General features: G+C 77.1%; 19 protein-coding genes. 8 read left to right on the plus strand and 11 right to left on the minus strand.

Features of this window, described 5'->3' with window-relative positions; genetic code table 11:
- Window positions 1-118 precede the first annotated feature (118 nt).
- Window positions 119-853 (minus strand): SDR family oxidoreductase, encoded by a 735-nt coding sequence (locus tag AB0O40_RS25440; protein ID WP_365046063.1) that lies wholly within the window; start codon window positions 851-853, stop codon window positions 119-121.
- Between the two features lie 451 nt (window positions 854-1,304).
- On the opposite strand from AB0O40_RS25440, the gene AB0O40_RS25445 reads away from it, so the two are divergent.
- Window positions 1,305-1,919, plus strand: a complete 615-nt coding sequence (locus tag AB0O40_RS25445; RefSeq protein ID WP_365046066.1) for a TetR/AcrR family transcriptional regulator C-terminal ligand-binding domain-containing protein — start codon at window positions 1,305-1,307, stop codon at window positions 1,917-1,919.
- Window positions 1,920-1,962: 43 nt separating this feature from the next.
- On the opposite strand, the gene AB0O40_RS25450 is transcribed toward AB0O40_RS25445, so the two are convergent.
- From AB0O40_RS25450 to AB0O40_RS25470, 5 genes are all read right to left on the minus strand, one after another.
- Window positions 1,963-3,330 carry a cytochrome P450 gene (locus AB0O40_RS25450; RefSeq protein ID WP_365046069.1) on the minus strand — a complete coding sequence of 456 codons (1,368 nt, stop codon included), beginning with the start codon at window positions 3,328-3,330 and terminating at the stop codon, window positions 1,963-1,965.
- 68 nt (window positions 3,331-3,398) lie between these two features.
- On the minus strand, window positions 3,399-3,908 hold the full coding sequence (locus tag AB0O40_RS25455) for an NUDIX domain-containing protein (protein WP_365046072.1): 510 nt from the start codon (window positions 3,906-3,908) through the stop codon (window positions 3,399-3,401).
- Between the two features lie 182 nt (window positions 3,909-4,090).
- Window positions 4,091-4,714: a DJ-1/PfpI family protein gene (locus tag AB0O40_RS25460; RefSeq protein WP_365046074.1), complete on the minus strand. Its 624-nt coding sequence runs from the start codon at window positions 4,712-4,714 to the stop codon at window positions 4,091-4,093.
- 1,052 nt (window positions 4,715-5,766) lie between these two features.
- Window positions 5,767-6,318 (minus strand): hypothetical protein, encoded by a 552-nt coding sequence (locus AB0O40_RS25465; RefSeq protein WP_365046077.1) that lies wholly within the window; start codon window positions 6,316-6,318, stop codon window positions 5,767-5,769.
- A 103-nt stretch (window positions 6,319-6,421) separates the two neighbouring features.
- Window positions 6,422-6,712, minus strand: a complete 291-nt coding sequence (locus AB0O40_RS25470) for a hypothetical protein (RefSeq protein WP_365046079.1) — start codon at window positions 6,710-6,712, stop codon at window positions 6,422-6,424.
- Window positions 6,713-6,921: 209 nt separating this feature from the next.
- Between AB0O40_RS25470 and AB0O40_RS25475 the strand changes: the two genes are divergently transcribed.
- From AB0O40_RS25475 to AB0O40_RS25485, 3 genes are read left to right on the plus strand one after another with little or no spacing between them, the layout of a single operon-like run.
- The gene (locus tag AB0O40_RS25475; protein ID WP_365046082.1) at window positions 6,922-10,638 is read left to right on the plus strand and encodes a CHAT domain-containing protein; all 3,717 of its coding nucleotides are present in this window, start codon (window positions 6,922-6,924) and stop codon (window positions 10,636-10,638) included.
- Window positions 10,635-11,312 carry a hypothetical protein gene (locus AB0O40_RS25480; protein ID WP_365046085.1) on the plus strand — a complete coding sequence of 226 codons (678 nt, stop codon included), beginning with the start codon at window positions 10,635-10,637 and terminating at the stop codon, window positions 11,310-11,312. The genes AB0O40_RS25475 and AB0O40_RS25480 overlap by 4 nt, the downstream gene beginning before the upstream one ends.
- The gene (locus AB0O40_RS25485) at window positions 11,312-11,974 is read left to right on the plus strand and encodes an RES family NAD+ phosphorylase (RefSeq protein WP_365046087.1); all 663 of its coding nucleotides are present in this window, start codon (window positions 11,312-11,314) and stop codon (window positions 11,972-11,974) included. Before AB0O40_RS25480 ends, AB0O40_RS25485 begins: the two co-directional genes overlap by 1 nt.
- A 37-nt stretch (window positions 11,975-12,011) precedes the next feature.
- Here the strand turns inward: AB0O40_RS25485 and AB0O40_RS25490 are convergent, their stop codons facing one another.
- The 4 genes from AB0O40_RS25490 to AB0O40_RS25505 are packed head-to-tail and all read right to left on the minus strand — an operon-like array spanning window position 12,012 to window position 18,674.
- Window positions 12,012-12,527: an FHA domain-containing protein gene (locus tag AB0O40_RS25490; protein ID WP_365046090.1), complete on the minus strand. Its 516-nt coding sequence runs from the start codon at window positions 12,525-12,527 to the stop codon at window positions 12,012-12,014.
- Window positions 12,524-14,542 (minus strand): AAA family ATPase, encoded by a 2,019-nt coding sequence (locus tag AB0O40_RS25495; protein ID WP_365046092.1) that lies wholly within the window; start codon window positions 14,540-14,542, stop codon window positions 12,524-12,526. The genes AB0O40_RS25490 and AB0O40_RS25495 overlap by 4 nt, the downstream gene beginning before the upstream one ends.
- On the minus strand, window positions 14,539-16,287 hold the full coding sequence (locus AB0O40_RS25500) for a hypothetical protein (RefSeq protein WP_365046095.1): 1,749 nt from the start codon (window positions 16,285-16,287) through the stop codon (window positions 14,539-14,541). Before AB0O40_RS25500 ends, AB0O40_RS25495 begins: the two co-directional genes overlap by 4 nt.
- Window positions 16,284-18,674, minus strand: coding sequence for a protein kinase (locus AB0O40_RS25505; protein ID WP_365046097.1), 2,391 nt, complete (start codon window positions 18,672-18,674; stop codon window positions 16,284-16,286). Before AB0O40_RS25505 ends, AB0O40_RS25500 begins: the two co-directional genes overlap by 4 nt.
- Window positions 18,675-18,871: 197 nt before the next feature.
- Here AB0O40_RS25505 and AB0O40_RS25510 point away from each other — a divergent pair, with 197 nt between their 5' ends.
- Window positions 18,872-20,098, plus strand: a complete 1,227-nt coding sequence (locus AB0O40_RS25510; protein ID WP_365046100.1) for an Appr-1-p processing protein — start codon at window positions 18,872-18,874, stop codon at window positions 20,096-20,098.
- Here the strand turns inward: AB0O40_RS25510 and AB0O40_RS25515 are convergent.
- Window positions 20,073-20,762, minus strand: a complete 690-nt coding sequence (locus tag AB0O40_RS25515; RefSeq protein ID WP_365046103.1) for a 4Fe-4S single cluster domain-containing protein — start codon at window positions 20,760-20,762, stop codon at window positions 20,073-20,075. The two genes, AB0O40_RS25510 and AB0O40_RS25515, sit on opposite strands and share 26 nt — an antisense overlap.
- Window positions 20,763-20,990: 228 nt before the next feature.
- Here AB0O40_RS25515 and AB0O40_RS25520 point away from each other — a divergent pair, with 228 nt between their 5' ends.
- From AB0O40_RS25520 to AB0O40_RS25530, 3 genes are read left to right on the plus strand one after another with little or no spacing between them, the layout of a single operon-like run.
- The gene (locus tag AB0O40_RS25520; RefSeq protein WP_365046106.1) at window positions 20,991-21,791 is read left to right on the plus strand and encodes a hypothetical protein; all 801 of its coding nucleotides are present in this window, start codon (window positions 20,991-20,993) and stop codon (window positions 21,789-21,791) included.
- Window positions 21,788-22,555 (plus strand): hypothetical protein, encoded by a 768-nt coding sequence (locus tag AB0O40_RS25525; RefSeq protein WP_365046109.1) that lies wholly within the window; start codon window positions 21,788-21,790, stop codon window positions 22,553-22,555. The genes AB0O40_RS25520 and AB0O40_RS25525 overlap by 4 nt, the downstream gene beginning before the upstream one ends.
- Window positions 22,530-24,179 (plus strand): hypothetical protein, encoded by a 1,650-nt coding sequence (locus AB0O40_RS25530; RefSeq protein WP_365046112.1) that lies wholly within the window; start codon window positions 22,530-22,532, stop codon window positions 24,177-24,179. The genes AB0O40_RS25525 and AB0O40_RS25530 overlap by 26 nt, the downstream gene beginning before the upstream one ends.
- Window positions 24,180-24,192: the final 13 nt, after the last annotated feature.

Below are 24,192 nucleotides of genomic sequence, written 5' to 3' on the forward strand. Positions count from 1 at the left end.
CGGGGCGCCGTTGAAGATCGCGCCGGAGCGGACGATCAGGTAGACGCCGGCGGTGACCATGGTCGCGGCGTGGATCAGGGCCGAGACCGGGGTCGTCGGGCCCCGGCGCCGGAGTGCGTCAGACCATGCCGCCGTTGGCGAAGACCACCTGGCCGTTGACCCAGCGGCCGGGCCCGGCGAGGAAGGCCACCGCCTCCGCGATGTCCTCGGGGGTGCCCAGCCGTTCCAGCGGCGCCTGCCCGGCCAGGTGGTCGAGGACCGGCTGCGGCTTGCCGGCCAGGAAGGCGGGGGTGGCCGTCGGGCCCGGCGCCACGGCGTTCACCGTGACGTCCCGGCCCTTGAGCTCCCGGGCGAGGATCAGGGTCATCGCCTCGACGGCGCCCTTGCTCGCGGCGTACGCGGCGTTCCCGGCCGGCGCCAGCTTGGTCAGCGTGGTGGACAGGTTCACGATCGCCCCGCCGGCCCGCAGCCGGGTGGCGCCCAGCTGCGAGACCACGAACGTGCCCCGGACGTTGGTGCGCTGGAGCTCGTCGAAGGCGTTCAGGTCGAGCTCGGCGAGCGGGCCGTGCATGCCCACCCCGGCGATGTGCGCGACCACGTCGACCCCGCCGAAGGCCTTCTCGAGCGCGTCGAAGGCCCCCGCCATCGCCACCTCGTCGGCCACGTCGCCGGCGACGGCGATCGCCCGCCCGCCGCTCTCCTCGATCCCGGCCACGACCCCCTCGGCCTCGGACTTGTTGGTCACGTAGTGGACGCCGACGGACATCCCGTCTGCGGCGAGCCGCTGGGCGACGGCGCGGCCGATGCCCCCAGAAGCCCCGGTGACCAGTGCCACTCGCGTGGACACGGACATAGTGCTCTCCCCGTTAAATGAATGGTTCGTTCATTTGAGTATGGCGCGAACAGCACGGCCAAAAAGGGAGGCCGATCTCTCGATTCCCTTGCCTCCGACGGCAGTTGTGACGGAACCCGCGGTTCCCCGGTGACCGGCCCGCCCGCCGCCGGGCGACGGACGAGACGCCTCCGGTGTCCGGCCGCGATGCCCCGGACCCGGGCCCACCACGGGCGCCGCCGCCCGGACCGGCCCCGCGGCCCCGGCCGGCCCGGCCTCCCGACCGGCCCGGATCCGGCCGCCCCGGGACCGGCCCGCCGCCCCGGACCACTCAACAGATCGCCCGGGTGCACGTAGAGTTCACGTCGAGGAAGCCTCCATCGGATGTCATCGTCCGGTCCGGGACGCCACCTCCCGCCGCAGCAATCCCCCGGACCCCCGCACGCGGGGGCGAGGACGTAGAAGGGCATCGATGCCGGTGCTGTCCGAGCGCGAACCCCACCCGAGGGCCCGGCGCGGCCGCGGCCGGCGCCCGGCGGCCGAGGTGCGCGCCGACGTCCTGGCGGCCGCCAACGCCCTGCTGCTCAGCGAGGGCATGGGCGGGTTCACCATCGAGGGGGTCGCCGACGGGGCCGGGGTCAGCAAGACGACGATCTACAAGTGGTGGTCGTCCAAGGGCGCGCTCGCGCTGGACGGCTACCTCTCCGCCGCCCCCTGCACCCCGGCCTTCCCGGACAGCGGCGACATCGCGGCGGACCTGACCGCCCAGCTCGGCGCGTTCGTCCGGCAGGTCACCGGGACGGCCGTCGGCCGGGTGCTGGTCGAGCTGGTCGGCCAGGCGCAGACCGACCCCGCCCTGTGCGAGGCCTTCCTGGAGCGGTACACGGGACCCCGGCGGCGGCTGGCCGCGGAGGCGGTGCGGCGTGCCCAGGGCCGCGGTCAGCTCCGCCTCGACGCCGACCCCGAGGCGATCGTCGACCAGCTCTGGGGTGCCTGCTACTACCGCCTGCTGCTGCCGCACGGCCCCCTCACCGAGGACTTCGCGGCGGCCCTGGTCAAGGACCTGCTGCGGGGCGTACGGGCCTGAGGGCGCGGGACGTACTGACCCCCGGGCCACCGGGGCCGGGGCCCTACGCGGTGAGGACCGCCGGGGCCGGACCGTCCGGGCGTACCGTCAGCCCGTACACCGCACCGGCCGGCACGGACCGCAAGCGCGGGGCGGGCGCCGGCAGCAGCAGCTCCAGCAGCGCCGTGCACTCCCGGAGCGCGAACTGCGACCCCAGACAGGCCCGCGGACCGATCCCGAAGGGCAGGTAGGCGCCGGGATGGGCGGGGCGCCGGCCGGGAGGGGTGAAGCGGCCGGGGTCGAAGCGCTCCGGGTCCGGCCACAGCAGCGGGTCGCGGTGCGCGAGGTAGGGGCAGACCAGGATCTCGGTACCGGCCTCGACCGCGAACCCGGCGAGCAGGTCGTCCTCGGCCGCGACGCGCGGCAGCAGCCAGGCCGACGGGTAGAGCCGCAGCGTCTCGTGGACCAGCGCCGAGGCCGCCGCCCGCCGCTCCGCGGACCCGTCCGGCCCGGCCGCCAGGACCGCCTCCCGGGCTTGCGGGTACCGGTCCAGGAGCAGGTACAGCCAGGTGAGGGTGGTGGCGGCGGTCTCGTGCCCGGCGACCAGCAGGGTGACCAGCTCGTCGCGGATCAGCCGGTCGGTGTACTGGGGCCGGGTGGCGGCCGCGTCGAGCAGGACGTGCAGCAGGCCCGGTCCGTCGGGGCCGGCCGCCCCGCCGCGGGCGGCGGCGGTGGCCCGGGCGGCCACCGCGTCGATCAGCTCCAGCTCGTCGGCGACCGCGTCGGCGGCCGCGGTGCCGTCGGCGGGCAGCCCGGGCAGCGCGGCGACCACGGCGGGCACCGCGGCCAGGTCCCGGGCCGCGTCCTCGTCGAGCGGATGGCCGGTCAGGGAGCGCCAGATGGTGTCGAGGGCGAACCGCCGCATCTCCTCACCGAGGTCGAAGACCTCGCCGGTACGGGCGTACCGGGCCCAGCGGTCGGCGGCGGTGCGGGCGGCCGTGGCGATCCGCTGCTCATAGCGGCGCATGCCACGGCCGGTGAACTGCGCCTGCAACAGCCGGCGTTGGCCCTTCCAGGCCTGGCCGGTGGCGGCCAGCACGCCGTCGCCGATCAGCAGCCGGGCCCGGTGCGAGCGCTTGACGTACCGGTCGGCCCGCCGGGCGAGGACGTGCTGCACGGCCTCGGGGCCGGTGACCACCACGGCCGCCCGCTCCCCCATCCGCACCCCGGCCACCCCGCCCAGCCGCGCCTGCGCCTCGGTGAACAACTCGACCGGCGGCGCGCCCCGCTCCCGCCACGCCGCCACCCGCCCGGCCGCCAGCTCGGGCACCGCACGCCCCACCGGGGCCGGACTCGTCGACTCGCCGGAACGGGCGGGGGTGACCACGGTGTCGCGCTCCTGTACGTCGGCCCTGACCGGATACGGCATCACGCACTGTAGGGGACCCGGCGCGGGGGGCGACACCGCGCCGGGCGCGGACGGGCGGGTTCCGGCCGGGCTCAGTCGGGCGAACCCCCTCCGGGCGGGGCGACCGGGACCCATCCGAGGTCGACGGGCTGCGCGGGGGCGCCGTGCGCCCGGACGCCGGCCAGCAGGGCAGGGAGCTGCGGGGGCCACAACGGCTCGCTGGCGACGGCCAGTTCGGCCGGGGACCACCAGCGCCAGCGCAGGATGGCGTCCGCGGCGTGGGCCGCCGTCAGGTCGCCGACCGGATCACGGCGCGGGCCGTCCGCGAGGTAGACGTGCTCGTGCTGCCGGACCGGCACCCCGGCCCGGGTGAAGTCGTGCTCCCAGAGGCAGAGCAAGGTCCCGTCGATCTCGACGTCGGCCCACCCGGTCTCCTCGCGCAACTCGCGCAGGGCCCCCTGGAGCGGGGTCTCCCCCGGCTCCAGTCCGCCACCGGGCAGCGCCCAGTGGACCCCCACCTCCTCGTTGTCGTATCTGAACATGAACACCGAGCCGGTGGGGTCCGACACCGCCACCCGCGCCGCCCGCCTGGGTATCCGCATGCCTCCAGCCTGCCATCCCCGGGCCGTCTCCCGGGCCGACTCCTGGGCTGCCTCCCGGGCCGTCTCCTGGGCCGCCTCACGGGCCGCCTCCTGGGCTGCCTCCCGGGCCGTCTCCTGGGCCGCCTCCCGGACCGACTCCCGGATCGTGCGCCGCGGGCCCGGCCTGATCCATAGGGCGGGCCCTACCGGGTCCAGACGGTGCCCCGGGCCTCGTACTCGAGCATGGCCTCGATGTCGGTGGCCGGGCCGGGGCCCAGTTCCCGGCGGACCAGCCAGAGGGCGAGTTCCAGGCCCGAGGTGATGCCGCCGGCGGTGACCAGGTCGCCGTCGTCGACGACCCGGGCGCCGGTGAGGAGGCCGCCCTGCCGTTCGAGGTCGGGGCGGGCCTTGTGGTGGGTGGTGCACGGGCGGCCGCGGGTGAGTCCGGCGGCGGACAGCAGCATGACGCCGGTGCACAGGGCGCCGATGGTCAGCCCGGGGCGGGCCGCGGCCGCGAGCGCGGCCGGCAGCACGCCGCGGCGGATCTCGGCCCGGACGCCCGGTTCCTCGGGGCGGGCGTACCCGCCGCCGGGCACCACGATCACCTCGGCCTCCTCCGGCGCCCAGCCGTGCCCGACCCGCACGGCGGTGCCGTAGGCGGCGCGGACGGTGCGGGGGCGGCCGGTGGTGACGTAACGGACGTCCACGGGGCGGTCGGTGAAGAAGCGGGCGGCCGCGAAGACCTCATAGGGGGCCGCGAAGTCCAACTCCTCGACCCCGTCGAACATCACCACCTGCACCCGCCACGGCTTCCCCCCGTCTGCCACCCCGAGCTGCGCCCGGCGCGCCCGGGCATCTGCCGCTGTCCCCCTCGCCCCGGCCACCCCGGCCTCCGCGCGGGCATCCGCCCCGAGCTGTGCCCCGCCCGCCCGGGCATCTGCCCCCGTCCCGTCCGGCCTGGCCGCCGTGCCCGTCCGGTCGTGGGCCCTCGCGTCGGGCCCCGCCGTGCCGAGGCCCGCTGCGGCGGCTCCGAACACGGTCGTGGCCCTGAGCACGTCCCGACGATCCATCCCGATCTCCCCTGCTCCACCCGGCGGCACCCCCGCCTACCACCTCATCAGTCGCCCCCTCACGATCCGGAGTTCCCGCCGCCCGTGACTCCGCCCGCCGGGAACCCGCCACCCCTACCAGCCCCGCCGGCGTTTGAGGCGACCGTCGCGGAGCGGCGGTACGGCTCCGGGCTCCGCCCGGCATACCCAGCCCCGCCGGCGTTTGAGGCGACCGTCGCGCAGCGGCGGTACGGGGGCTCCGGGGGCAGCCGCCCACCGGTTTCGGGAAGGGGCGGGGTGGGGCTGGCTCCGCGCAGCGGCCGGGCCCGGGCCCGGAACCCGCGCCTCAAACGCCGGCGGGGCTGGGACGCCCCCGGTGCGGCGGGACGCAAAGGGTGAGCGGGGCCCAGGTTTCGGGGCGCCGCCCCGGACCCCGCGCCTCAAACGCCGGCGAGGCTGAGATGGCCCCGGCGCGGCCGGACGCAAAGGGCGGGCCCGGCCCAGGATTCGGGCCGCCGCCCCGGACCCCGCGCCTCAAACTCCCCCAGCTACCGCTGGGAGGTGCCCCCAGCGAGGCTGGAATTGCCCGGCAGGGCTGGATTTGGCACTTCACCAGCCGGGCGGGAATGGCAGGTCCCCGCCCAGGCAGAACCCAAGAACGGGCCGCCAGCCCGGCGGGCCCGGGCGCTGTCCGGGCATCGGCGCACGGCCAGGTCAGGGGGCGCCAGCACGTCAGGCCGGGCGGGCCGGCGCGCGGTGGGCGGGAGCCAGGTCAGGGGGCGCCCGCGCGCCACGCCGGGCGGGCCGGCACGGGGTGGGCGGGAGCCAGGTCAGGGGGCGCCCGCGCGCCACGCCGGGCGGGCCGGCACGGGAGGGGCGGTGGGGGCCGGGGGCTCGGCGGGGCGGGCGGGGCCGTACCAGGTGAGGGCCACGGCCGCGGTGAGGAGTCCGGCACAGGCAAGGGTGGCCAGCACCCCCCACGTCAGGGCCCGCGCCGCCCGCAGGGCCTCCACGTGCCCCAGCACCGCCGCCCCCACCGGCACCGTCCCCGGCACATGGTCCGGCACGGCGGACGCCGCCGGCCGCCCGTACGCCGCCCGCAGGAGCAGCACCGCCCCAGCCACCCCGCACACCAACGCACCCAGCAGCAGCACACCGACCACCGCTCCGTACGGCGCCGCCAACTCCCCCACGTCCGTACGCCCCTTGAGCAGTCCGAAGCCGAGCAGCCCGGCCAGCAGGGCCCCCAGGCCACCGCGCCAGGCCACCGCCGCCGCCCGGACCCGCGGCAGCTCGTCGTGCAACAGCAACCGCCCGCGCCGCGCGGCCACCCGGTCCGCAGGCGTCCCCACCGGCCCGGGCCGGGCCCGCCAGCTCACCACCGGCCGAACCCACCGGGCGCCCAGCCGGCCGGCACCCCGCCCGGACCGGGCCGGACCCCCGGGGCCACCAGCCACCGGCTCCGGCCGGGCGCCCGGCGCCGGGTCATCGGCCGGTCCTCTCCAGCAGGACGTTCCAGTAGGCGCCGCAGCCCTCCTCGCCGGGTGGGCGGCCGGTGTGGGGGGTGTCGCAGACGCAGAGGACCGGGACGGTGACGGGGGCGCCGGGGCGGTGCCGGTAGGCGCGGCGGACGTACGTGAAGTCGAAGGGGCAGGCGCACCGCGGGCAGGCGCCGCTCAGGACCGCGCCGTCCGGGGTTCCGGTCAGCCGCAGTCCGGCGGTGTACGCGGCGGCGTAGGCCGCGGCGGTGACTTCCCGGTAGGGCAATTGGGTCACGGTCAGCCGCCTCCCCGTGCAGAACGGACCGGATCCGGGCCGTACGCCGGCCCTCCGTCGATGCTGCCACGCACCGGCCCCCCGTACCCGGCCCGGCCCGGTCGGCCTCCGGTCGTCGGCCGGACGGCTTCCGCGCACCGCCCGCGCCCCCTCCCCGCGCGCGGCCGGGCGGGTGATGATGGTCCGGACCGGCCTTCTGGGGAGGGGTGTTGGGGACACAGGACGAAGCAACGGGACGGGCGGACGGGGAATCCGGCGACCGGCTGGCGGAGTTGGTCCGGCACACGGCGGGGGTCCGGGTGCTGCCCGCCTCGTTGACCGCCTCGCAGGGACCGTCGGGTCCGCCGCTCGCGGAACGCGACGGACTGATCGCGGAGTTACGGCGGCTCCTTGAGGAGCCGGAAGAGCCGGCCGACCCGGACGGACCGGCGCCGCCCGACCGGTCGCCCGCCGCCCCGGCCCTGCACGCCACCGCCCTCGCCCGGCTGGGCGCCCTGCTGGGAGACCGCTGGACCAGGTCCGGCGAGGAGGCCGAACGCACCGAGGCCATGGCCCTGTTGCGCCGGGCGCGCACCGGCGACCTGCTGGCCCCCGAGGACCGCACGGACGCGGCCCGGGACCTGGGCGTACTGCTCGTGGGACGGTACGCCGAGCGCCGCCCGCTGGGCATGGACGCGATCGACGACATGCTGAAGGCCGCGGTGCCCGCGGTCAACGGCGGCCCCGGGTACCTCGAGACCGTCGCCGAGCTGGAGGAGCTGGCGCACGAGGTCGCCGCGACCAAGCGCGGCGGCATGCCGCCGGCCCTGGCGCGCCTGCTCGCCTTCCAGACCGAGTGCCAGGCCGCACTCGTCTCGGGGGACGCCGCCCGCCTGCAGCGCGCGGTGGCCGGATCGGAGGACCTGGACCTGAGCCTGCTGGGGCCGATGGGCCCGGTGTTCGACCAGTTGCGGCGGATGCTGACCGGGCCCGGGGTCCAGCGCCCGGAGTCCATCGAGCCGCCGACCCTGGACGACCAGCTGGAGCTGCGGACGATGATGGGGCTGATGACGGAGACCGCCCAGCCCGGCGCCCTCACCGCGGAGCAGTTGTCCGAGCTGCTGCGGCAGGGGCAGGCCGCCGAGCCGGGGACGGTCCCCCACGTGTCCGACCCCATGCAGGCGATGACCCGGATGATGCTCGGTGGCCGCACCGGCGACCCCGCCCAGTACGAGGAGGCGCTGCGCCTGCTGCGCAAGACCGTCGAGGAGGGCCAACAGGGCGAGGAGTTCCCCTGGTTCGTGCGCGGGGTGCTGCCCGGCATCCTCACCGGTACCGCGATGTCGGGCGGCAACCTGCTGGACCAGGCCGTGGCCGAGCAGTTGGTGGCGCAGTCCCTCGCCCCGGGCGACGGCCCCCTGATCACGCAGCAGCCCACCGGGCGGCCCGGCGCCGTGGCGTTGCTGCGGGCCAACCGCTGCCTGCTGCTGATGTCCCGGCTGACCCAGGCCGCCGACGCGGAGGACGTCCCCGCTCTGGAGGAGGTGATCGAGAGCGCCCTCGACCTCCTGGACGAGATCGAGGAGGCCGACGGAGCGGTCCGGCAGGACGGGACCCCGGGGTCCGGAGCCGCCGAGGGCCCCGGCCCGGACGACGCGGCCTCCCGGTCGATGCTGGCCTACCAGTCCCTGTTCCTGCTGGCCGCCGCGCACTTGGCCATCGCCAAGTGCACTGGCGCAGTGGCTCCGTTGCGCACCGCCCAGCACTATGTCGACCAGGCCTACGAGCGGGCGCCGGAGGTGTCCTTCGAACGGGGGCTGATGGACTCGATGGTGGCTCCGCTGCTCGCCCTCACCTCGCAGCTCGATCCGGATCCCGATCGGCTGGCGGGCGCGCTGGCGCGGGCCCGGGCCACCCTCGACGGCAATCCGGTCTTCACCGACCAGCGGATCCGCACCCGCCTGGGCATCGCCATGGCCCTCAGCCTCCGCCACGACGCCGAGGGCGACCCGGCCCTGCTCGACCAGGCGATCGAGGAACTGGAGCTGACCCGGGCGGAGTTGCCCGCGGGGACCGTGCAGGCGACGTCGTCCGTCCACTGGGAGCTGGCCGACACCCGCGCCAAGCGGGCCGGGCACGACGGCGCCGATCTGGTGCAGGCGGTCGCCGACGCCCGGGAGTCGCTGCGCGCCACCGCGGCCGACGTGCTGCTCCAGGAGGGCGTGCAGCACGGCCTGGAGGTCGCCCGGGGCGGGGCCCGGCGTGGTCTGCGGGCCGCCGGCTGGGCCGTCCGGGCGGGCCGCCCGGAGGAGGCGGTGGCCTGCTTGGAGGCCGGCCGGGCGCTGGTGCTGGGCGCCGCGGCCGTCTCGGCCACCGTGCCCGAACGGCTCGCCGCGCTGGGCGAGGCGGAGCTGGCCCGGCAGTGGCGGGAGGCCCGGCCCGGCGCCGCGGGCGCGCCGCCGGAGGGGCTGCTGACGGCGCTGCTGGACGGTTCCTCGCAGCGTCCCGAGTTGCCCAGTGGGCTGCGCCGCCGGGTGCTGGACCTGCTGGCCGGCCGGGGTGCGGGGCTCGACGGCCGGCTGCCGGAGGCCTCGGAGCTGTCCGACGCGGTGGCCGGGACCGGCTCGGACGCGCTGGTCTACCTGCTGCCCGGGGAGGGGGACGAGGACGGCTGGGCACTGGTGGTGGCCCCGGACCGGTCGCCCTGGGCGCTGCCGCTGCCCGCCTTGTCCGAGCCGGGCCGGGCGCCGGTGGCCGGGTACCTGGAGGCCGGCCGGGTACGGTTCTGCGCCCGGCGCGGCGAGGAGCGCTGGGAGGCCGCGCTGGAGGCGCTGTGCGAGTGGGCCGGCGAGGGCGTCGTGGGGCCGCTGCTGTCCGGACTCGGCCTGTGGGAACGGGGGTTGCTCGGCGCCGGGCTGCTGCCGGGCCGGGCCGGTGAGCCGGGGCCCGCGCCGGTCCGGCTGACCGTCGTGGCCTGCGGGAACCTGGGCGTGGTGCCCTGGCAGGCCGCCCGGCTCCCGGTACCACCGCACTGGACCGCGGCCGGCGCCCCCGCCGCGCTACGGGCCTGCGAGGCGGCCGTGCTGACGTACGCCGCCTCCGGGCGGGAGCTGCTGCGGGCCGCGGGGACCCGGCGGCTGCCGCTGTCCCACGGCCAGGCCCTGGTCTGCGTACCGGCCGATCTCGACATGGCCGAGGACGAGGTGCTCGCGGTGCGGGACGCCTACTACCCGGGGGCGGCGCTGTTCGGCGAGTTCGACACCCTCGACCTCGACCCGGCGCCGCCCGGGGGCACGCCCGAGGAGGTGCTGGGGCTGCTGGGGGCGCGGGCCGCCGGGTCCGGGCCGGCCGCGGTGGTCCACCTGGTCTGCCACGGCACGGCCGGCGCGGATCCGGCCTCCTCGGTGCTGGAGCTGGGCCGGCCGGCCGGCGGGGGGCCGGAGGCCGGACGGCTGTCGGTGACCCGGCTGCTGGACGCCCCGGCCGGGCCCGCCCGGGCCGGCCGCCCGCTGGTGGTGCTGAGCGCCTGCGAGACCGACCTGAGCACCCGCGACCACGACGAGGCCCTGACCGTGACCACGGCCTTCGTCCACGGGCTGGCGGCCGATGCGGTCGGCTCCCGCTGGAAGGTCCGCGACGACGCCTCGGCGGTCCTGATGACCGTCTTCCACCACCACGTGGCCGCCGGGCTGGCACCGCCCGACGCGCTGCGGGCGGCCCAGCGCTGGATGCTGGCGCCCGCCGGGGAGCGCCCCGCGGTGGCCGGGCTGACCCCGCACCTGCGCCGCACCGCCGACCGGCCCGAGCTGACCGGCACGGCCTTCTGGGGGGCCTTCATCCACCAGGGCAACCCCGCGCCGCTGTCCGCGGCAGACCGCGCGGGGAGCCGGTACGACCTGACCCGCGACCACCGGCCCCACCGGACGGAGGGGGAACCCACCGCATGACACCCGACGATCTGATCAGGCTGCTCGACGCACACTGGGCGGCCGTCCTCGACGCCCTCGACCCGGCAGACCGCACGGAGCTGGCGGCCCTGTTGCGCGGTCTGACGGCCGCCGAGGACCCGCCGGCCGTGCAGGGGGCGCTGCGCCGGCTGCGCCGCCTGCTGCGTGCGCTGCCGGACGCGCACCCGGTGGCCGCGGCGCTGCGCTCGGGGGTCCGCTTCGCCGGCGCCCCGGGCGCGGTGCTGGACCGGGCCCCGGTCCTGGCCCTGCTGGCCCGGCTGCCGGAGCCGGCCGCGGCGCCCGGGACGGGGGCTGCGCAGCCGGGGGCCGCCGCGCCGCCCCTGGACCCGGTGCGCGCCCGGCTGCTGGCCGCGCCCTCGCTCGGCGCGGCGGAGCTCGGGGCCGGCGGTGCCGAGCCCGGTCTGATCCGGCTGCGGGACCCGCAGCGCGGTGACCGCTACCCGCTGTTCCAGTTCGCGGCCGGCGGCACCCGCCCGCTGCCGGTGGTGAGCCGGATCAACCGGCTGCTGATGGCCGACCGGGACCCCTGGGGTGCGGCCGACTGGTGGCTGGGCGGCAACCGCTGGCTGCGCGGGGTACCGGCCGAGCTGCTGGGTTCGGTGCCCGACGACGAGCTGACCCGGGCCGTCCTCGAACTGGTGGAGGGTGAGTGATGGCACGTCAGATCCCGCCCACCGGAGCGGCGATGGAGCCGCTGCTGCACGAGCTCCCGGCCGGTACGCTGCTGTGGCGGCTGCACACGCACAAGTACGAGGACGCCACCGCCTTCAACCCCACGCTCGCGCACGAGTTCTTCCGCGGCAGCCGCTTCGACGCGACCGAGAAGGACCGGTACCCGTACCTGTACGCGGCACTGGATCCGGTCACGGCCATCTGTGAAGTCCTGCTCCGCTCGGTGGAGTTCGACGACGCCACCGGCATCCGGCTGGTGCCCTGGGCACAGGCCTCCCGCTACCGGCTCTCGGCCGTGCGCACCATCCGGGACGTCGACCTGGTCGATCTGACCACGGCCGAGGGGCTGGCCGCGGTCTGGCAGGACACCTGGCTGGTGGACTGCGAGGAGGACGAGTACCCCAAGACGCGGTACTGGGCCCGGCTGATCCGGGAGCACTGCCCGGCGGCGGGCGGCCTGCTGTGGCAGTCCAAGCGGTACCGTCCGCGCACCGCGCTGCAGTTGTTCGGGGACCGCTGCGGCCCGGGGCCGCTGGCCGTCGAGCCCGACCGGATGCTGCGGCTGGACGAGGTGGACGGGGTGCGGGAGGTGAACGCCCTGCTGGCGCCGCTGCGCGCCCGGATCTCCGTACCGGAGCACTGAGGAGACCCGGGCGGGGGCCGGAGCGCGCGTCCGTGCGTCAGCCGGGGCGCCCCAGCGTGACCGTGCAACTGATCCGGGCGCCCAGCCAGAGCCGGTCGCCGTCCGCCAGCGGGTAGGCGCGGCCGGCGACCAGGTCGGTGTGGCCCAGCCGGGTGCCGTTGGTGGCGCCCGGCAGCTCCTCGGTGACGGTGGCGGAGCCGTCCGCCGCCACCGTCACACTGGCGTGCCGGGCCGAGACGGTGCGGTGCCGGTCCAGCGCCGCGGCGGTGCAGGGCGCCCAGCCGGGGTCGCGGCCCAGCCGGGTCACGGTGCCGGGGGCCAGGGTGAGGGTCAGGGCGACCTCGAGGAAGCGCAGCCGGGCCGGCGGGACCGGCGCCGTCGGCCCGGCGGGGCCGGGTCCCGCGGCAGCGGTACCTGGGGCGCCCGGGCCGGTCAGGACATCGGTGCGCGGGCCCACCGCGTCGTCCCAGTCGTCGTCCCAGCCGCCGTCGTCCCAGTCGTCCGCCGGGTCCTCGGCCCGGCCGCCCCGGTCCTCGGGCCCGGGCGTGCTCACTCCTCCTCCGGTAGGGTCTCGAGGTCGATGGTCACCTGTCCGTCCGCCGACTCGGTGACGTCCCGGACCCGCACGACCGCCCCGGGGCCGAGCCCGGGCCGGTCGAAGAGCTCGCAGGCCAGCGGGTTGAGCAGGTGGGTCTCCAGGACCATCCCGACGCCGCGGCCGCCGTGCCAGAGGTCCCGGGTGCAGAACTCCGCCAGCCGGCTGCGGGCTTCGGGGGTGACCTCCAGGTGGAGCCGGTGCTCGGCGGCGAGCTGGCGGCGGATGTTGCCGAGTTGGAGGTCGAGGATGCGACCGGCGGTCTCCTCGGTGATGAAGCCGAAGACGACCACGTTGCCGCCGATCCGGTTCATCAGCTCGGGGCGGCCCACCACGGTCTCGAAGTGGTGTTTGACGTTCTGCTTCACCTTGCTGGCCAACTCGCGGTACGGCGTGCCTGGTTGCACGATCCAGTGCCGTTCGTTGGTCTCCGGGTCGGTGCGCTGCACCCCGAGGTTGGAGGTGAAGATCAGCACGCACTCGCTGAAGTGCGTGGTCACGCCCTGGCCGTCGGTCAGCCGGCCGTCCTCCAGGACCTGGAGGAACTTGTCCAGCACGCCCTTGTCCGCCTTGTCGATCTCGTCGAAGAGGATCACCCGGAAGGGGTTGGTGCGGACCGCGGTGGTCAGTTCCCCGCCCGCCTCGAAGCCGACGTACCCCGGCGGCGCGCCCACCAGCCGGTCGGCCGAGTGCTGTGCGGAGAACTCGCTCATGTCGAAGCGCAGGTAGGCCTGGTCGCTGTCGAAGAGCACCGAGGCCACCGCCTTGGCCAGCTCGGTCTTGCCGGTGCCGGTGGGGCCCGCGAAGAAGAGCGTGCCGCGCGGCCGGTGGCCGGGGCTGCTGGCCTGGGCGCCGGAGAGGCCCAGGGCGGCCCTCTTCAGGATGGCGAGGGTCATCGAGACCGCCGCCTCCTGGCCGATGACCCGCTCGGGGATCTGCCGTTCCCCCTGGCTGATCCGCTGCCGGATCTCCTCGCGGCGCCACGGGTTCTTCTCCACCCCGAGCCGGTAGATGCGGACCGCGTCGGGCATGGCGGCGAAGGGCATCCGGCGGGCCAGGGCCAGTTGGACGCTCTCCCGCATCGCCCGCAGGGGCATCCCGGCGGCGGCGCGGGCGAAGGCGTCGACCGGGTCGCCCTGCCCCGGGCGGTGCTCGGGGCGGGGCGGGGCGGGCTCGTCCGGGCCGGTGCGCCGCAGGGCGCCCTCGGCGTGTTCGCGCGCCAGCAAGTCGGCCATCCGGCGGCGTTCGTCGGCGTCCGGCTCGGGCACGGCGATGGTCCGGATCCGCTCGCTGCCGGAGACCAGCCAGTTGGGCAGGTCGCGTTCGCCGTCGGCCAGCCAGATCACCGGGTTGTACAGGTCGGGGGCGGGGCGCTCGGTCACGGCGGCGGCCGGGGCCGGGGGCACGAGCGGGGCGGAGTCGGCCAGTTTGAGGCAGGCGACGAAGAAGTCCCGCTCGGCCTCGGAGAGCCGGGTCGGGTCGGCCGTCAGGCGGGCGGCGTGGTCGATGAGCAGGGCCACCCGCAACGGCGGCGGCTCGTGGCCGCCGTTCGCCGCCGCCTTGCGCCGCTCGCTCCAGCCCGTCACCAGCTCCCGCAACTGATCCATCATGTCCATGAGCTGCGGGGGCCGTCCGCTCCGGCCGCCGCGACCGGCGAGGACCGGTCCGCTCTGCGACAGCAGGTGTTCGACCTGTTCGCGCTCCGGCCCGGCGAAGACCCGGAAGCCGGATATCTGGTCGTAGGCGACCAGCGCCTGGTAGCCCTGGGTGCGCAGGGAGTTCCACAGCACGGTGGTCAGTTCGTAGTGCTGGTCGCGGCCCTGCCGCCGGACCAGGTGCAGGTCGCGGATGTTGCCGTAGAGGACGTACTGGGCGTGCACGCTGAGGGTGCCGGTCAGCTCCTCGATGAAGAGCGGGACCCGGCGCTGTGCCGCGGCCGGCGGGGACTTGGTCAGGCGGTCGGGGGTGCTCATCGGCCGCTCCCGCCGTCGGCCCGGCGCGCCTTGGGCCGTTCGGCCGGGCGGTCCACGGTCCGGTACCCGCCCTCGTGGTCGTGGTCGTGGACGTCCGGGTGCGTCCCGTCCGTGTCGACCGCCTCCAGGACGATCGCGCCCTCGGCGCCCCGGACGCCGGGGACGGCCGTGCCGGTCTCGGTGAAGGTGAGCGGCAGCTCCAGTCCGGAGCGGCGGGCGGCCTCCCGCAGCTGCGTCAGGTGCCCGCGCGCCTCGCGGCAGCGCTGCGCGTCGCGGGCCAGCTCCGCCGGGCCCCGGGGGCCGGAGCCCTCCTCGTACATGGTGACCAGTTCGGTGGTGCCCTCGCGCACGGTGATCCGCAGCCAGTGGCCGGGCCACCAGCCGGCCGGGGTCAGATCGAAGCGGAGCGGTTCGCCCGGTGCGCCACCGGCCGTCTCCCCGCCGCCCGTCGTGGTCGCGGGCGGTGCGGCGGCGGCCGGGTCGGCGAGCCGGGCCACCGCGAGCCCGATCAGCTCCTGGGTGTAGCGGCACTCCAGGTCCGAGACCCGCTCGTCCACCCGCCGGTCCACCGTGCGCTGGTCCTCGGCGCCCAGCGGGCGGCCCTTCTCCAACGCCTCGCGCAGCAGGGTGATCTCCTGGTCCGCTGCCGCCAACGAGGGCTGTCCGGACGGGGCTTGGGTGAGCAGGAAGTCGAGCTGGACGGCCGCCTTCTCCAGTGCGGCGAGCCGGTCCCGGACCGCGCGGTTGGCGTCGGCGACGAACCGCCGGGCCTCCCGCAGGTGGGTCCGGGCCTTGGCGGGCCGGTCCGCCGCGCAGTCGACGGCGTGCCGGACGGCCGTCACGGCCAGTTCGGCGTCCCTGCGGTCGGCGCCCGGTTCGAGGAGGGCGAGCAGGGCCGCGCCGGCCTCCTCGGCCGCCGGCCGGTCGAGCCGGTCGGCGGCCGGGGGCTGGGGCAGCGCGGCCGGTGCGGCCTCCTCGACGGGCTGCCGGGCGCGGGCGGCGGCCTCCCGGCGCGCCAGGACCCGCTGCCGCCAGGCGGCGTCCGCCGGGCCGTCGGCGAGGTGCAGGGCCTGCTCCGTCACCCAGCGCGCCTGGGCCGCCTCGGCCTCGGTCAACGCCGCTTCCAGCCGGGCGAGTTCGCGGCGCAGGACGTCCAGGCGGGTGCCGGTGCAGGTGAGTGCGGGCGGCAGATCGGGCATCGGGGGCGGCGGGGTGTCGGGAACGGTCCCGAAGGCCGCCCGGCGGACCCGGGCCAGCAGCGCGGTGCGGCGCGCGTTGGCCCGTACGGCGGCGAAGGCGGCGGCCTCCCACTGGGCGTTGACGGCCGCGGCCACCTCCTGGCCGCGTTCCAGGCAGCGTTGTTCGTCGGCGGCCCGGACCGCCGCGGCGGCGAGCACCTGGGTGGTGACCAGGGCGGCCCGGCCCACGAAGAGGGCCCCGCTCAGTGCGCCGAGGGCGACCGCGGCGGGTTCGAGGAGCTGGTGCAGGGCGTGGCCGGCGGCGTCGACGGCGTGCCCGGCCGCCGCGTGCACCCCGTCCACCGCGTGCCCGGCGGTCGCGTGCAGGCCGTCGACGGCGTGCCCGGCGGCGGTGTGCATCCCGTCGACCGCCTGCCCGGCGCCGTCGGTGACCGAGCCGACGCCGTGGGCCAGCGCGGCGCCCTGGTTGCCGGCGTCGGCCGCGGGGGCGTAGCCGACCGTGGGGAAGATCTCGGAGATCGAGGGGTAGGCCAGGCCCTGGCTCATCGGTTCCTCCCGGAGGGTGCGGACGCGCGGGGTGCGGGGCGGCGCGGGGCGCCCGCCCGGCCGGGGGCCGGGCGCTCGGCCGGGGGCGGGCCCGGGTTCCGGCGGCCTGCCCGGCGGGCCGCCCGGGTGTGCCGGGCCTCCCGGACGTACCCGCGCCAGGTCCACCAGCGCCGTACGGTCCACCAGGTCAGCGCGGCCACGGTCGCGACCGGCCAGATCCAGGGGGCGTAGGTGACGGCGTCCATGCCGAGGAGCCCGAGGGCGATCAGGACCGCGGCGCCCACCGCCGCGGTGAGCCGGCCGCGGGCGCGGGTGGCCCGGGCGGGCCGTTCGCCGGTCCGGATCAGCAGGCCGGCCAGGGACCGTCCGGGGTGGTAGGCGTGCGGGCCGATGTAGGCCGCGATCCACAGCTCCAGCGCGAACACGGCCGCGGTGCCGGGCAGGGCGAGCAGCCAGGCGGTCACCACCTCGCGCTGGCCGGCCCGGCCGAGCAGGTCGGCCAGCCCGATGACGAAGGTCCAGGGGGCGGTGGCGACGGTGGCGCCGAGCAGCGCCCAGCCCAGGACGGGCTGCCGGTCCAGCCGCCGCAGCACGTGCCAGCTGGCGTCGACCTCGCCGGCGAAGAGGCGTTCCGCCTCCTCGGCGCGCCGCTGCCGGTCGCGCTCCTCGGCCTCCAGCCGGGCCGGCCCGGTGAGCAGCGCGGCGGCGAGCAGCCGCAGCGGGTTGTCCCGGTCGGAGCGCAACTCCCGGTACCAGTAGGGCGGGGCCTGCCCGTAGCGGGTGTCCCAGGCGGTCCGCCGGAGCAGGAGTTCGGTGCCGGCGCGCGGTTCGCGGGCCAGCCGCAGCAGCCGGGCGTCCAGGGCGTCGGAGCGGCGCAGCAGGCGTTCCGCGGCCCGCCGGTCGGCCGGGCCGCCGGTCCGCAGGAGGTCCCCGGTCGCCGCCTGCCAGCCGTCCCGGTACCGCTGCCAGCGGCCCTGGACCTCGGCCAGGTCCTCGCCGCCGGGCCGGGCGGCCAGCAGCGGCAGCAGGGCGTGCCGGGCCAGCTCGGCGACCAGGTCCAGGCTGAAGTCGTCCCCGGCGGCGGTGTTCTGCACCAACTGGGCGATGCCGTAGGCGTCCAGGCGGACCCCGTGCCAGGAGGCGTCCAGCCGGGGGCCCATCCAGTTGAGCAGCCGCAGCACGGCCGGTGGTTCGGGTGCCCGGGTGTGGTCGGTCAGGTCCCGGCGGAGCGCGGTCAGTTCCTCGGCGTCCTCTGGGGTGCGGCCGGGTACGGCGGCGAACTGGCCGAGCCAGGCGGCCAGTCGGTCCCGGCCGGCCCGGCGGGCCAGCAGGTGTTCGGCGGCCCGCCAGTGGTGGTCGAGCTGGTGGGCCAGCTCCTCGGTGCTGGTGAACTCGCGGCCCAGGAAAGCGAAGGGCTCGACGGCCGGGCGCGGCGGCCGGTCCGCGGCGGCGCCGGTGGTGGGCGGCGCGACCGGCGGGCTGCCGCCGGCGAGCCACTGACCCACCTGCTCGGCGCCCCAGCGGTGTTCGGGGGCGCGGGTGAGCAGGCCGCGGCAGAGCAGTGCCACCCGCTCGTCCCCGACGTGGCGCAGGTCGGGGTCGTGGGTGGCGATCTCGGCGAGGACTTCCTCGTCGCCGCGGAAGTCGATGGGGTGCCGTCCGCCGGCCAGTTCGGCGACGACCATGCCCAGGGACCACCAGTCGGCGGCGGGGGTGACGCTCTGGCGGTGGGTGCTCGCCTCGGGTGCGAGGTAGAGGGGCTTGCCCTTCCAGTCCCGGCGGCGCGGCCCGTCCTCGTCCCCGCCGGTGTACTGGGCCGCGCCGAAGTCGACCAGGACCAGGTCGAGCCGGTCGTCGTTCTGGGTGCGCACCACGATGTTGTCGGGGGTGACGTCGCGGTGGACGACGTCCCGGTCGTGGACGGCGCCGAGCGCGGTGTGCAGGTGGGCGACGACGGCTTCGACCAGCGGGGTGGGCAGGGCCCCGGGGTGCCGGTCGTGGTAGGCGGCCAGGGTCGTCTCGCCGTAGGAGGGCAGCAGTTCGTACGGGTGCCCGTCGGCGGTGCCGTGCTCCAGGACGCGGACGACGTGGTCGCCGAGGTCGCCGGTGAGCACCCGGCGGACCTCCGGGTCCGGGGCGAAGGCACGGTGGTACCACTTGAGCACCAGCGGGACGGCGGCGTCGCGGTGCCGGGCCTCGCGGTCCTTGACCCGCAGCACCACGGCCATGGCCGGACCGACGGCCTCCGCGATGACCTCGGTGAGGTCCAGCCGGCCGTCCAGGGCGGCGGGCACCCGGTCGAGGCCGCGGCGGGTTTCCTCCGGTCCGCGGCCGAAATCGGCCGCGAATCCGTCGAGGTCGACTTCGGTGGGCGGTACCGTCGTCATCGATTCCCCCTCCACAGCCGAAGAAGCTTGCATAAATGCACGACAATTCCGGGAGCATTCCCGACATCCATCCCCAAGCGGCCCGACCCGGATATCCCTTTCCCGATACTGGGGCCGAGAACTTGGAAGAGATCATTCCGGACGGTTGTGCTCCCGGCCCGCTCCGGAATGCGACGGCCCGGATTATGGTGTCGGCCATGAGCCCGCAGATTCCCCCGCACCCGCCGGGCCGGCGGTCCCCCGACGGGCCGACCGGCCCCGAACTGCCCTCCCACGCCCTCCTGGCCGAGGAGCTGGGGGCGCTGCGCAGACCCGGACTCGCGGGCCTGCGGCGCCTGCACCCCGAGGCGCTGGGCGCGGCCGCCGCCGCGGCCGGGTTCACCCGCGACCGGGCCGACCGGGCCGCCGCCGTCGAGGCCCTGCTCGAGGCCGCGGTACGGCGGCTGACCGCGGCCCCCGGCGGCGCGACCGAGGCCGACGGCGGCCGCCGGGCCGACCCGCTCGGCCGGGCGGCGGCCCACACCTTCGGGCTGCTGCCGGGCCGCCGCGGCACCTCCGCCCCCGAGCGCCGCAAGGCCGCCGCGGCCGTCTACGGCGTCACCCCCGAGCGGTTCCGGCGCGGCCAGGAACAAGAAGTGATCGCCGAACTCGCCGGTGCGGTCCTGGCGTTGGCCCAGGAGGGCATCGCCCCGGCCGCCCCGCTCCCGGGGCCCTCGGTCGCCCCCGGCCGGTCCGCGGCCACCGGGCCCGGCGCCCGGCCGCTGCCCGATCCGCCCGTCCGCGCGGCCGGACCGGCGCTGCCGCCGGCCGCCCTGCACCGCATCACCGTGCACGTCTCCTCCGTGGAACTCCTGCGGGACATCGACATCCTGGTCTCCTCGGAGAACACCCACCTGGAGATGTCCAAGACCTTCCGCCCGACGGTCTCCGGCGCCCTGCGCCGGGCCGCGGCGGTGCGCGGCCCGGACGGCGGGATCACCGACGACGTCCTGGCCCGCGAACTCGCCTCCTGGACGGCCGCGCACGGCCGCGCCGGGCTGCCGGTGCGGCCCGGGACCGTGGCCCCCACCTCGGCCGGCGCCCTCGGGGAGCGCGGGGTGCGCCGCATCTACCACGCCGCGGTCGTCCGGCCGCTGGACGACGGCGGCCGGTACGACGTGGACCCCCAGACGGTGGCGGACGCCGTCACCGGGGTCTTCGCCCTCGCCCGGGCCGAACGGGACGCGTACGACCCGCCGCTGGCCTCGATCTGCTTCCCGCTGCTCGGCGCCGGCCAGGGCGGCCTGCCGCACCTGACGGCCGCCCGCTGGCTGCGCTGGGCCGTGCACGAGGAACTGCGCCGGCACCCCGGCTGGACGGTGCACTTCGCGGTCCGCCGACCCGAGCTGGCCCGGCTCCTCACGGACGCCAGCTCCGGTCCCTGAGTCGCAGCCCACGCTCCCCCAACCACCTCTCGTAGAAAGCCAGTTCCCCACGCGCCGGCACCCCCAGGAGCCGGGCGGACGGGGCGCCCCCCGACGCCCCGTCCGCCTCCACCACCACCTGGAGGGCCGGCCCCGTCGCCGGCCGGTCCAGGTGGGGCGCGTACCGGGCCCGGCCCAGCGGCGTGCGCGGCAGCAGCCGCTGGTTGGCCGAGCCGCGCCAGACCGGACCGGCCGGCTCGGCGATCTCGAACCGCCCGGCGATCACCGCGTCCGCGTACCGCAGGGCCCGCAGCCGCGGCGGGTCCCATTCGTGCTGGTCGTACCCGGTGTAGACGAGGAAGTCGGGGCGCGGGCCGGCCCCGCGCCCGGCGTCCGCCGCGGTGCGCAGCCGGTCCGCGCCCGCCAGGAACCGGGCCAGCGCCGGGGCCTGTTCGAGCGGTTCCCCACCGCTGACCGTCAGTCCCTCCGCGCCCTGTTCCAGCGCCTCGCGCCAGCGTTCCAGCAGCTCCGCCAGGGTGGCCTCGCGGCCGCCGTCGGCCGCCCAGGTGTGCCGCGACATGCAGCCCGGGCAGGCCAGCGGGCACCCCTGGAACCACACCCCCAGCCGCCGGCCCGGACCGAGCGTCCGCACCGGGAAATGCGTCCCGCCGATTCTGATGCGCACCGCACCCTCCCCCCGTGGACGGGAATCGAGTATCGACGGAATTGGCCGCCGACCGCAAACCCTTCGGGCGGGTAATCCGGTTGTTTCCCGGACCGCCGCCGGTCGGCTTCGGGAAGGTGCCGACCGGGACCTGAAAGACCCCTCGAATTCCGGCACCCCTTTCTGCTTTCCTTCGACTACCCTCCTCCGTCTGGAACGAGGGCTGCGGAGAAGGGGGAATCCGTCACCATGATCGCCACGGACCAGATCAGAGGTCCCGCGCGCCGGGCCCGGCTCGGGCGGCTGACCGCCTACCGGGCCCGGCGGCGCGGGCGGCTCGACGCACCGGGACTGCGGCCGCTGCTGCCCGCCCCGCCGCCCGGGGGCGGCGGGGTGCTGGAACTGCCGGACGTCCACACGCCGTTCGTCATGGAGACCCGGGCCGAGGCCCAGCGGGCGGTCGGGCAGTTACGGGCCCGCCTGCTGCGGGACCGGCGGGCGGCGATCGTGCAGATCCACGCGGAGTCGGTCCGGGTGGTCACGCAGTACGACGTGCGCGCGGAGCCCTCGCCGGCCGCCCTGGCCCGCTACGGCGCGCGGGTGGGCGCCTGGCGTGCGGACGCGGCCCTGTGCCGGGCCCGCGCCACGGCCCTCACCCACGAGGCGAACCAGCGGTTGGCCTGCTACTGGGACGCGGTCTGGCTGACCGTGCAGAGCGCCCGGGCCGAGGAGGCCCGGCGGGCCCTGGAGGCGGCCGAGCGCCGCCGCCGGCCGGCCGCCGTACGCCGGGACCCCACCGCACCGGGCAGCCCCGGCGCGGACCCGCGCCGGCCGCGCCCGGCGCCGCCGCTCGTCCCCCGGCCCGAGCAGTGGCTGCCCGGCCGGGTCTCGCTCGACGCCACCTGGGGCGACCTGGACGCCTGGCTGCTCACCGGGGGCACCCCGGCGACCGCCCCGCGCACCCCGGCCGTCGCCCGGGCCCTGGAGATCCTCGACACGCAACCCGACCGGGCCCGGCCCGCCGCCGCCCCAGGGAGGGGAACCCGATGACCCACCGCCCCGTACGACCGCAGCCGCGCCGGGCCCGCCGGCCGGCGCGCACCCTGGCCGCGCTGCCGCTGGCCGCCCTGCTCGGCACCGCGGCCGGCTGCGCCACCGACGGGCCCGAGACCCTGGACGCCCGCTGCGCGGTGGTCGTGGACGGCTCCGGCTCCGCCGACGCCAAGACCGGCTTCGACGCCCTGGACAAGCTCAACAAGACGATGGTGCCGTTCCTGCGCGAACGGCACTGCGGCTCCGTGACCTTCGCGCCGATCACCAGCGCGTCCAAGGCCTCGCCGTGCCGCGAGAACCGGGTGGACCTCGACCCGCCGACCGACGCCACCGACGACGTGGCGGCGATCCGCGACGAGGCCAAGCTCAAGGCCGTGCTGGCGGCCCGCCGGATGCTCACCTGCGCCCAGCAGACCAACAGCGGCTCGGACGTGCTCGGCGGCATCGCGCGCGGCGCGGAGACCCTGCGCTCCGGCACGGGCAAGGCGGCCCTGCTGGTGGTCAGCGACTTCGAGCAGGCCGACAAGGAGTTCACCCTGACCGCCAAGTCCATCGCCACGCCCGAGGCCCGCAGGACCGCCGTGGACAAGCTGGTCGGACCGCGCGGGGTGCCGCAGCTCTCCGGCATGGACGTGTACCCGGTCGGCTACGGCATGAGCCGGCGGGCCCGGCCCAGCGAATTCCCGCCGTTCGACGCCTTCTGGAAGGACATCGTGGAGGGGAGGGGCAAGGGCCATGTCGACGACGAATACCAGCACTGACCCGGAGGGCACGCCCCGCCGGGCCCGGCTGCCCCGGCCGCTGCGCCGCCTGAACCGCTCCGGCGCGGGCCGCGGCCGCGCCCACCCGGCGCCGGAGGGGGTGCAGCGGCTCCCGCTGGCCGTGCAGACCCGGCAGGAGAACGCCGTCCGCGCGGCCGGCCGGCGGCGCGGCCGGAAGGCGGCCAAGGCCAGGGTCCTGGACCCGTGGATCCTCGGCAGCGGGGACCGGGTGCCGTACTTCGCCGAACTGGCCTCGGTACGCGACCACCTGCACGCCCGGATGGCGGTGGAGCACGCGGACGCGGAGGCCCGTACCCGGGCCCGGGACGCGGTGGCGGCCCGGGCCGGGGAGGACTTCGAGGAGGAGGTCCGGCGGCTGGACGCCCGACTGACCGAGAACGCCGACTGGTTGGAGACCAACCGGGCCCAACTCGACCGGCTGGCGGCCCGGGCCGTGCGCTGGGAGCACTTCCGGGACGGCGTCCGGGAGCAGTTGGAGCGCCGGTGGCTCACCGCCCGCTTCGGTGACCTCGGCCTCGACGAGGACCCGCCCGGCCCCGGGCGGACCGACGGCCGCCCGGACCACCGCGACGAGGCGGGGGACCCGGAGCCGGCGGCCGGGGCCCCGGACACCGGCCCCCCGGGGCCGGGCGAGCCGGACGACGACGGCTGGCAGGTCGTGGACCCGGAGGCGGTCGGCGGGACCACGGCCGACCGGAAGCCGGCGGACGGGGCGGCGGCCGACCCCCTGCGGACGGGGTCGCCGTACGCGCTCGCGCGGGAGCAGCGGGAGCAGGTCGACATCACGCGCTGGGAGGGGCTGCCCGTGCGGCCCGGTCTGCCGCGCTGGATGGTGTGGTGCCTGCTGCTGGTCATCGCGGCGGTGGAGGTGCCGATCTACTGGATCGCCTTCCAGCCCTTCCACGGCACCGGAAACACCAAGTCGGAGAGCCTGTCGGGCACGTTGGCCGTCTCGGCGGCGCTGGTGATGGTGATCGTCCCGCACCTGGCCGGGCGCGCCCTGCGCGGCCGGTCGGGCACCGGCGCGGCCCGGCGCGCGAACCTGCCCGCGCTGGGGCTGCTGGCGGTGTGGGCCTTCTCCACCTGGGCGCTGGGGCACCTGCGGGCCAAGCTGGTCTTCCGGCACCGCGAATCCCCGCTCGCCGACCAGGCCGAGAACATCCCGGGCCTGGAGAACCTGCGGACCCCGTCCCTGATCGACAGCCTGCACCTGTCGACGACCACCGTCACCTGGATGTTCGTGGCGCTGCTCGTGCTGTCCGGGGGCATCGGGCTGCTGCTGGGGCTGCTGCGCGAGCACCCGTACCTCGACGCCTACCGGTCCCACCTCGAACTGCGGGCCCGGCTCGAACGCGACCGGGCGGCCGCCGTCACCGCCGGCGAGCGGGCCCGCGCGCTGCAGGAGACGGCCGAGGACCGGGCCCGGCTGCGGGGCGAGGCGCACCGCTCCCGCACCCGCGCGACCACGGAGCTCTACGAGGCCACCGCGCACGCCTTCCTGATGGGCGTGGTGGAGGGCTCCGCGGACCCCGCGGTCACCGAGGCCGCCATGCGGCTGTCCAACACCTGGCCGCTGCTGCCCTTCCCGGCCGTCCGGGTCTGACCGCCCACCGGTG

Source organism: Streptomyces sp. NPDC089919, from assembly GCF_040684615.1.
GTDB lineage: Bacteria > Actinomycetota > Actinomycetes > Streptomycetales > Streptomycetaceae > Streptomyces.

Excerpts from the sequence above, each read along its gene's own strand:
- AB0O40_RS25520 (WP_365046106.1), top strand. The coding sequence starts at position 20,991 with ATGATCGCCACGGACCAGATCAGAGGTCCCGCGCGCCGGGCCCGGCTC.
- AB0O40_RS25485 (WP_365046087.1), top strand. The coding sequence starts at position 11,312 with ATGGCACGTCAGATCCCGCCCACCGGAGCGGCGATGGAGCCGCTGCTG.
- AB0O40_RS25525 (WP_365046109.1), top strand. The coding sequence starts at position 21,788 with ATGACCCACCGCCCCGTACGACCGCAGCCGCGCCGGGCCCGCCGGCCG.
- AB0O40_RS25500 (WP_365046095.1), bottom strand. The coding sequence starts at position 16,287 with ATGAGCCAGGGCCTGGCCTACCCCTCGATCTCCGAGATCTTCCCCACG.
- AB0O40_RS25455 (WP_365046072.1), bottom strand. The coding sequence starts at position 3,908 with ATGCGGATACCCAGGCGGGCGGCGCGGGTGGCGGTGTCGGACCCCACC.
- AB0O40_RS25480 (WP_365046085.1), top strand. The coding sequence starts at position 10,635 with ATGACACCCGACGATCTGATCAGGCTGCTCGACGCACACTGGGCGGCC.
- AB0O40_RS25445 (WP_365046066.1), top strand. The coding sequence starts at position 1,305 with ATGCCGGTGCTGTCCGAGCGCGAACCCCACCCGAGGGCCCGGCGCGGC.
- AB0O40_RS25510 (WP_365046100.1), top strand. The coding sequence starts at position 18,872 with ATGAGCCCGCAGATTCCCCCGCACCCGCCGGGCCGGCGGTCCCCCGAC.
- AB0O40_RS25505 (WP_365046097.1), bottom strand. The coding sequence starts at position 18,674 with ATGACGACGGTACCGCCCACCGAAGTCGACCTCGACGGATTCGCGGCC.
- AB0O40_RS25495 (WP_365046092.1), bottom strand. The coding sequence starts at position 14,542 with ATGAGCACCCCCGACCGCCTGACCAAGTCCCCGCCGGCCGCGGCACAG.
- AB0O40_RS25530 (WP_365046112.1), top strand. The coding sequence starts at position 22,530 with ATGTCGACGACGAATACCAGCACTGACCCGGAGGGCACGCCCCGCCGG.
- AB0O40_RS25440 (WP_365046063.1), bottom strand. The coding sequence starts at position 853 with ATGTCCGTGTCCACGCGAGTGGCACTGGTCACCGGGGCTTCTGGGGGC.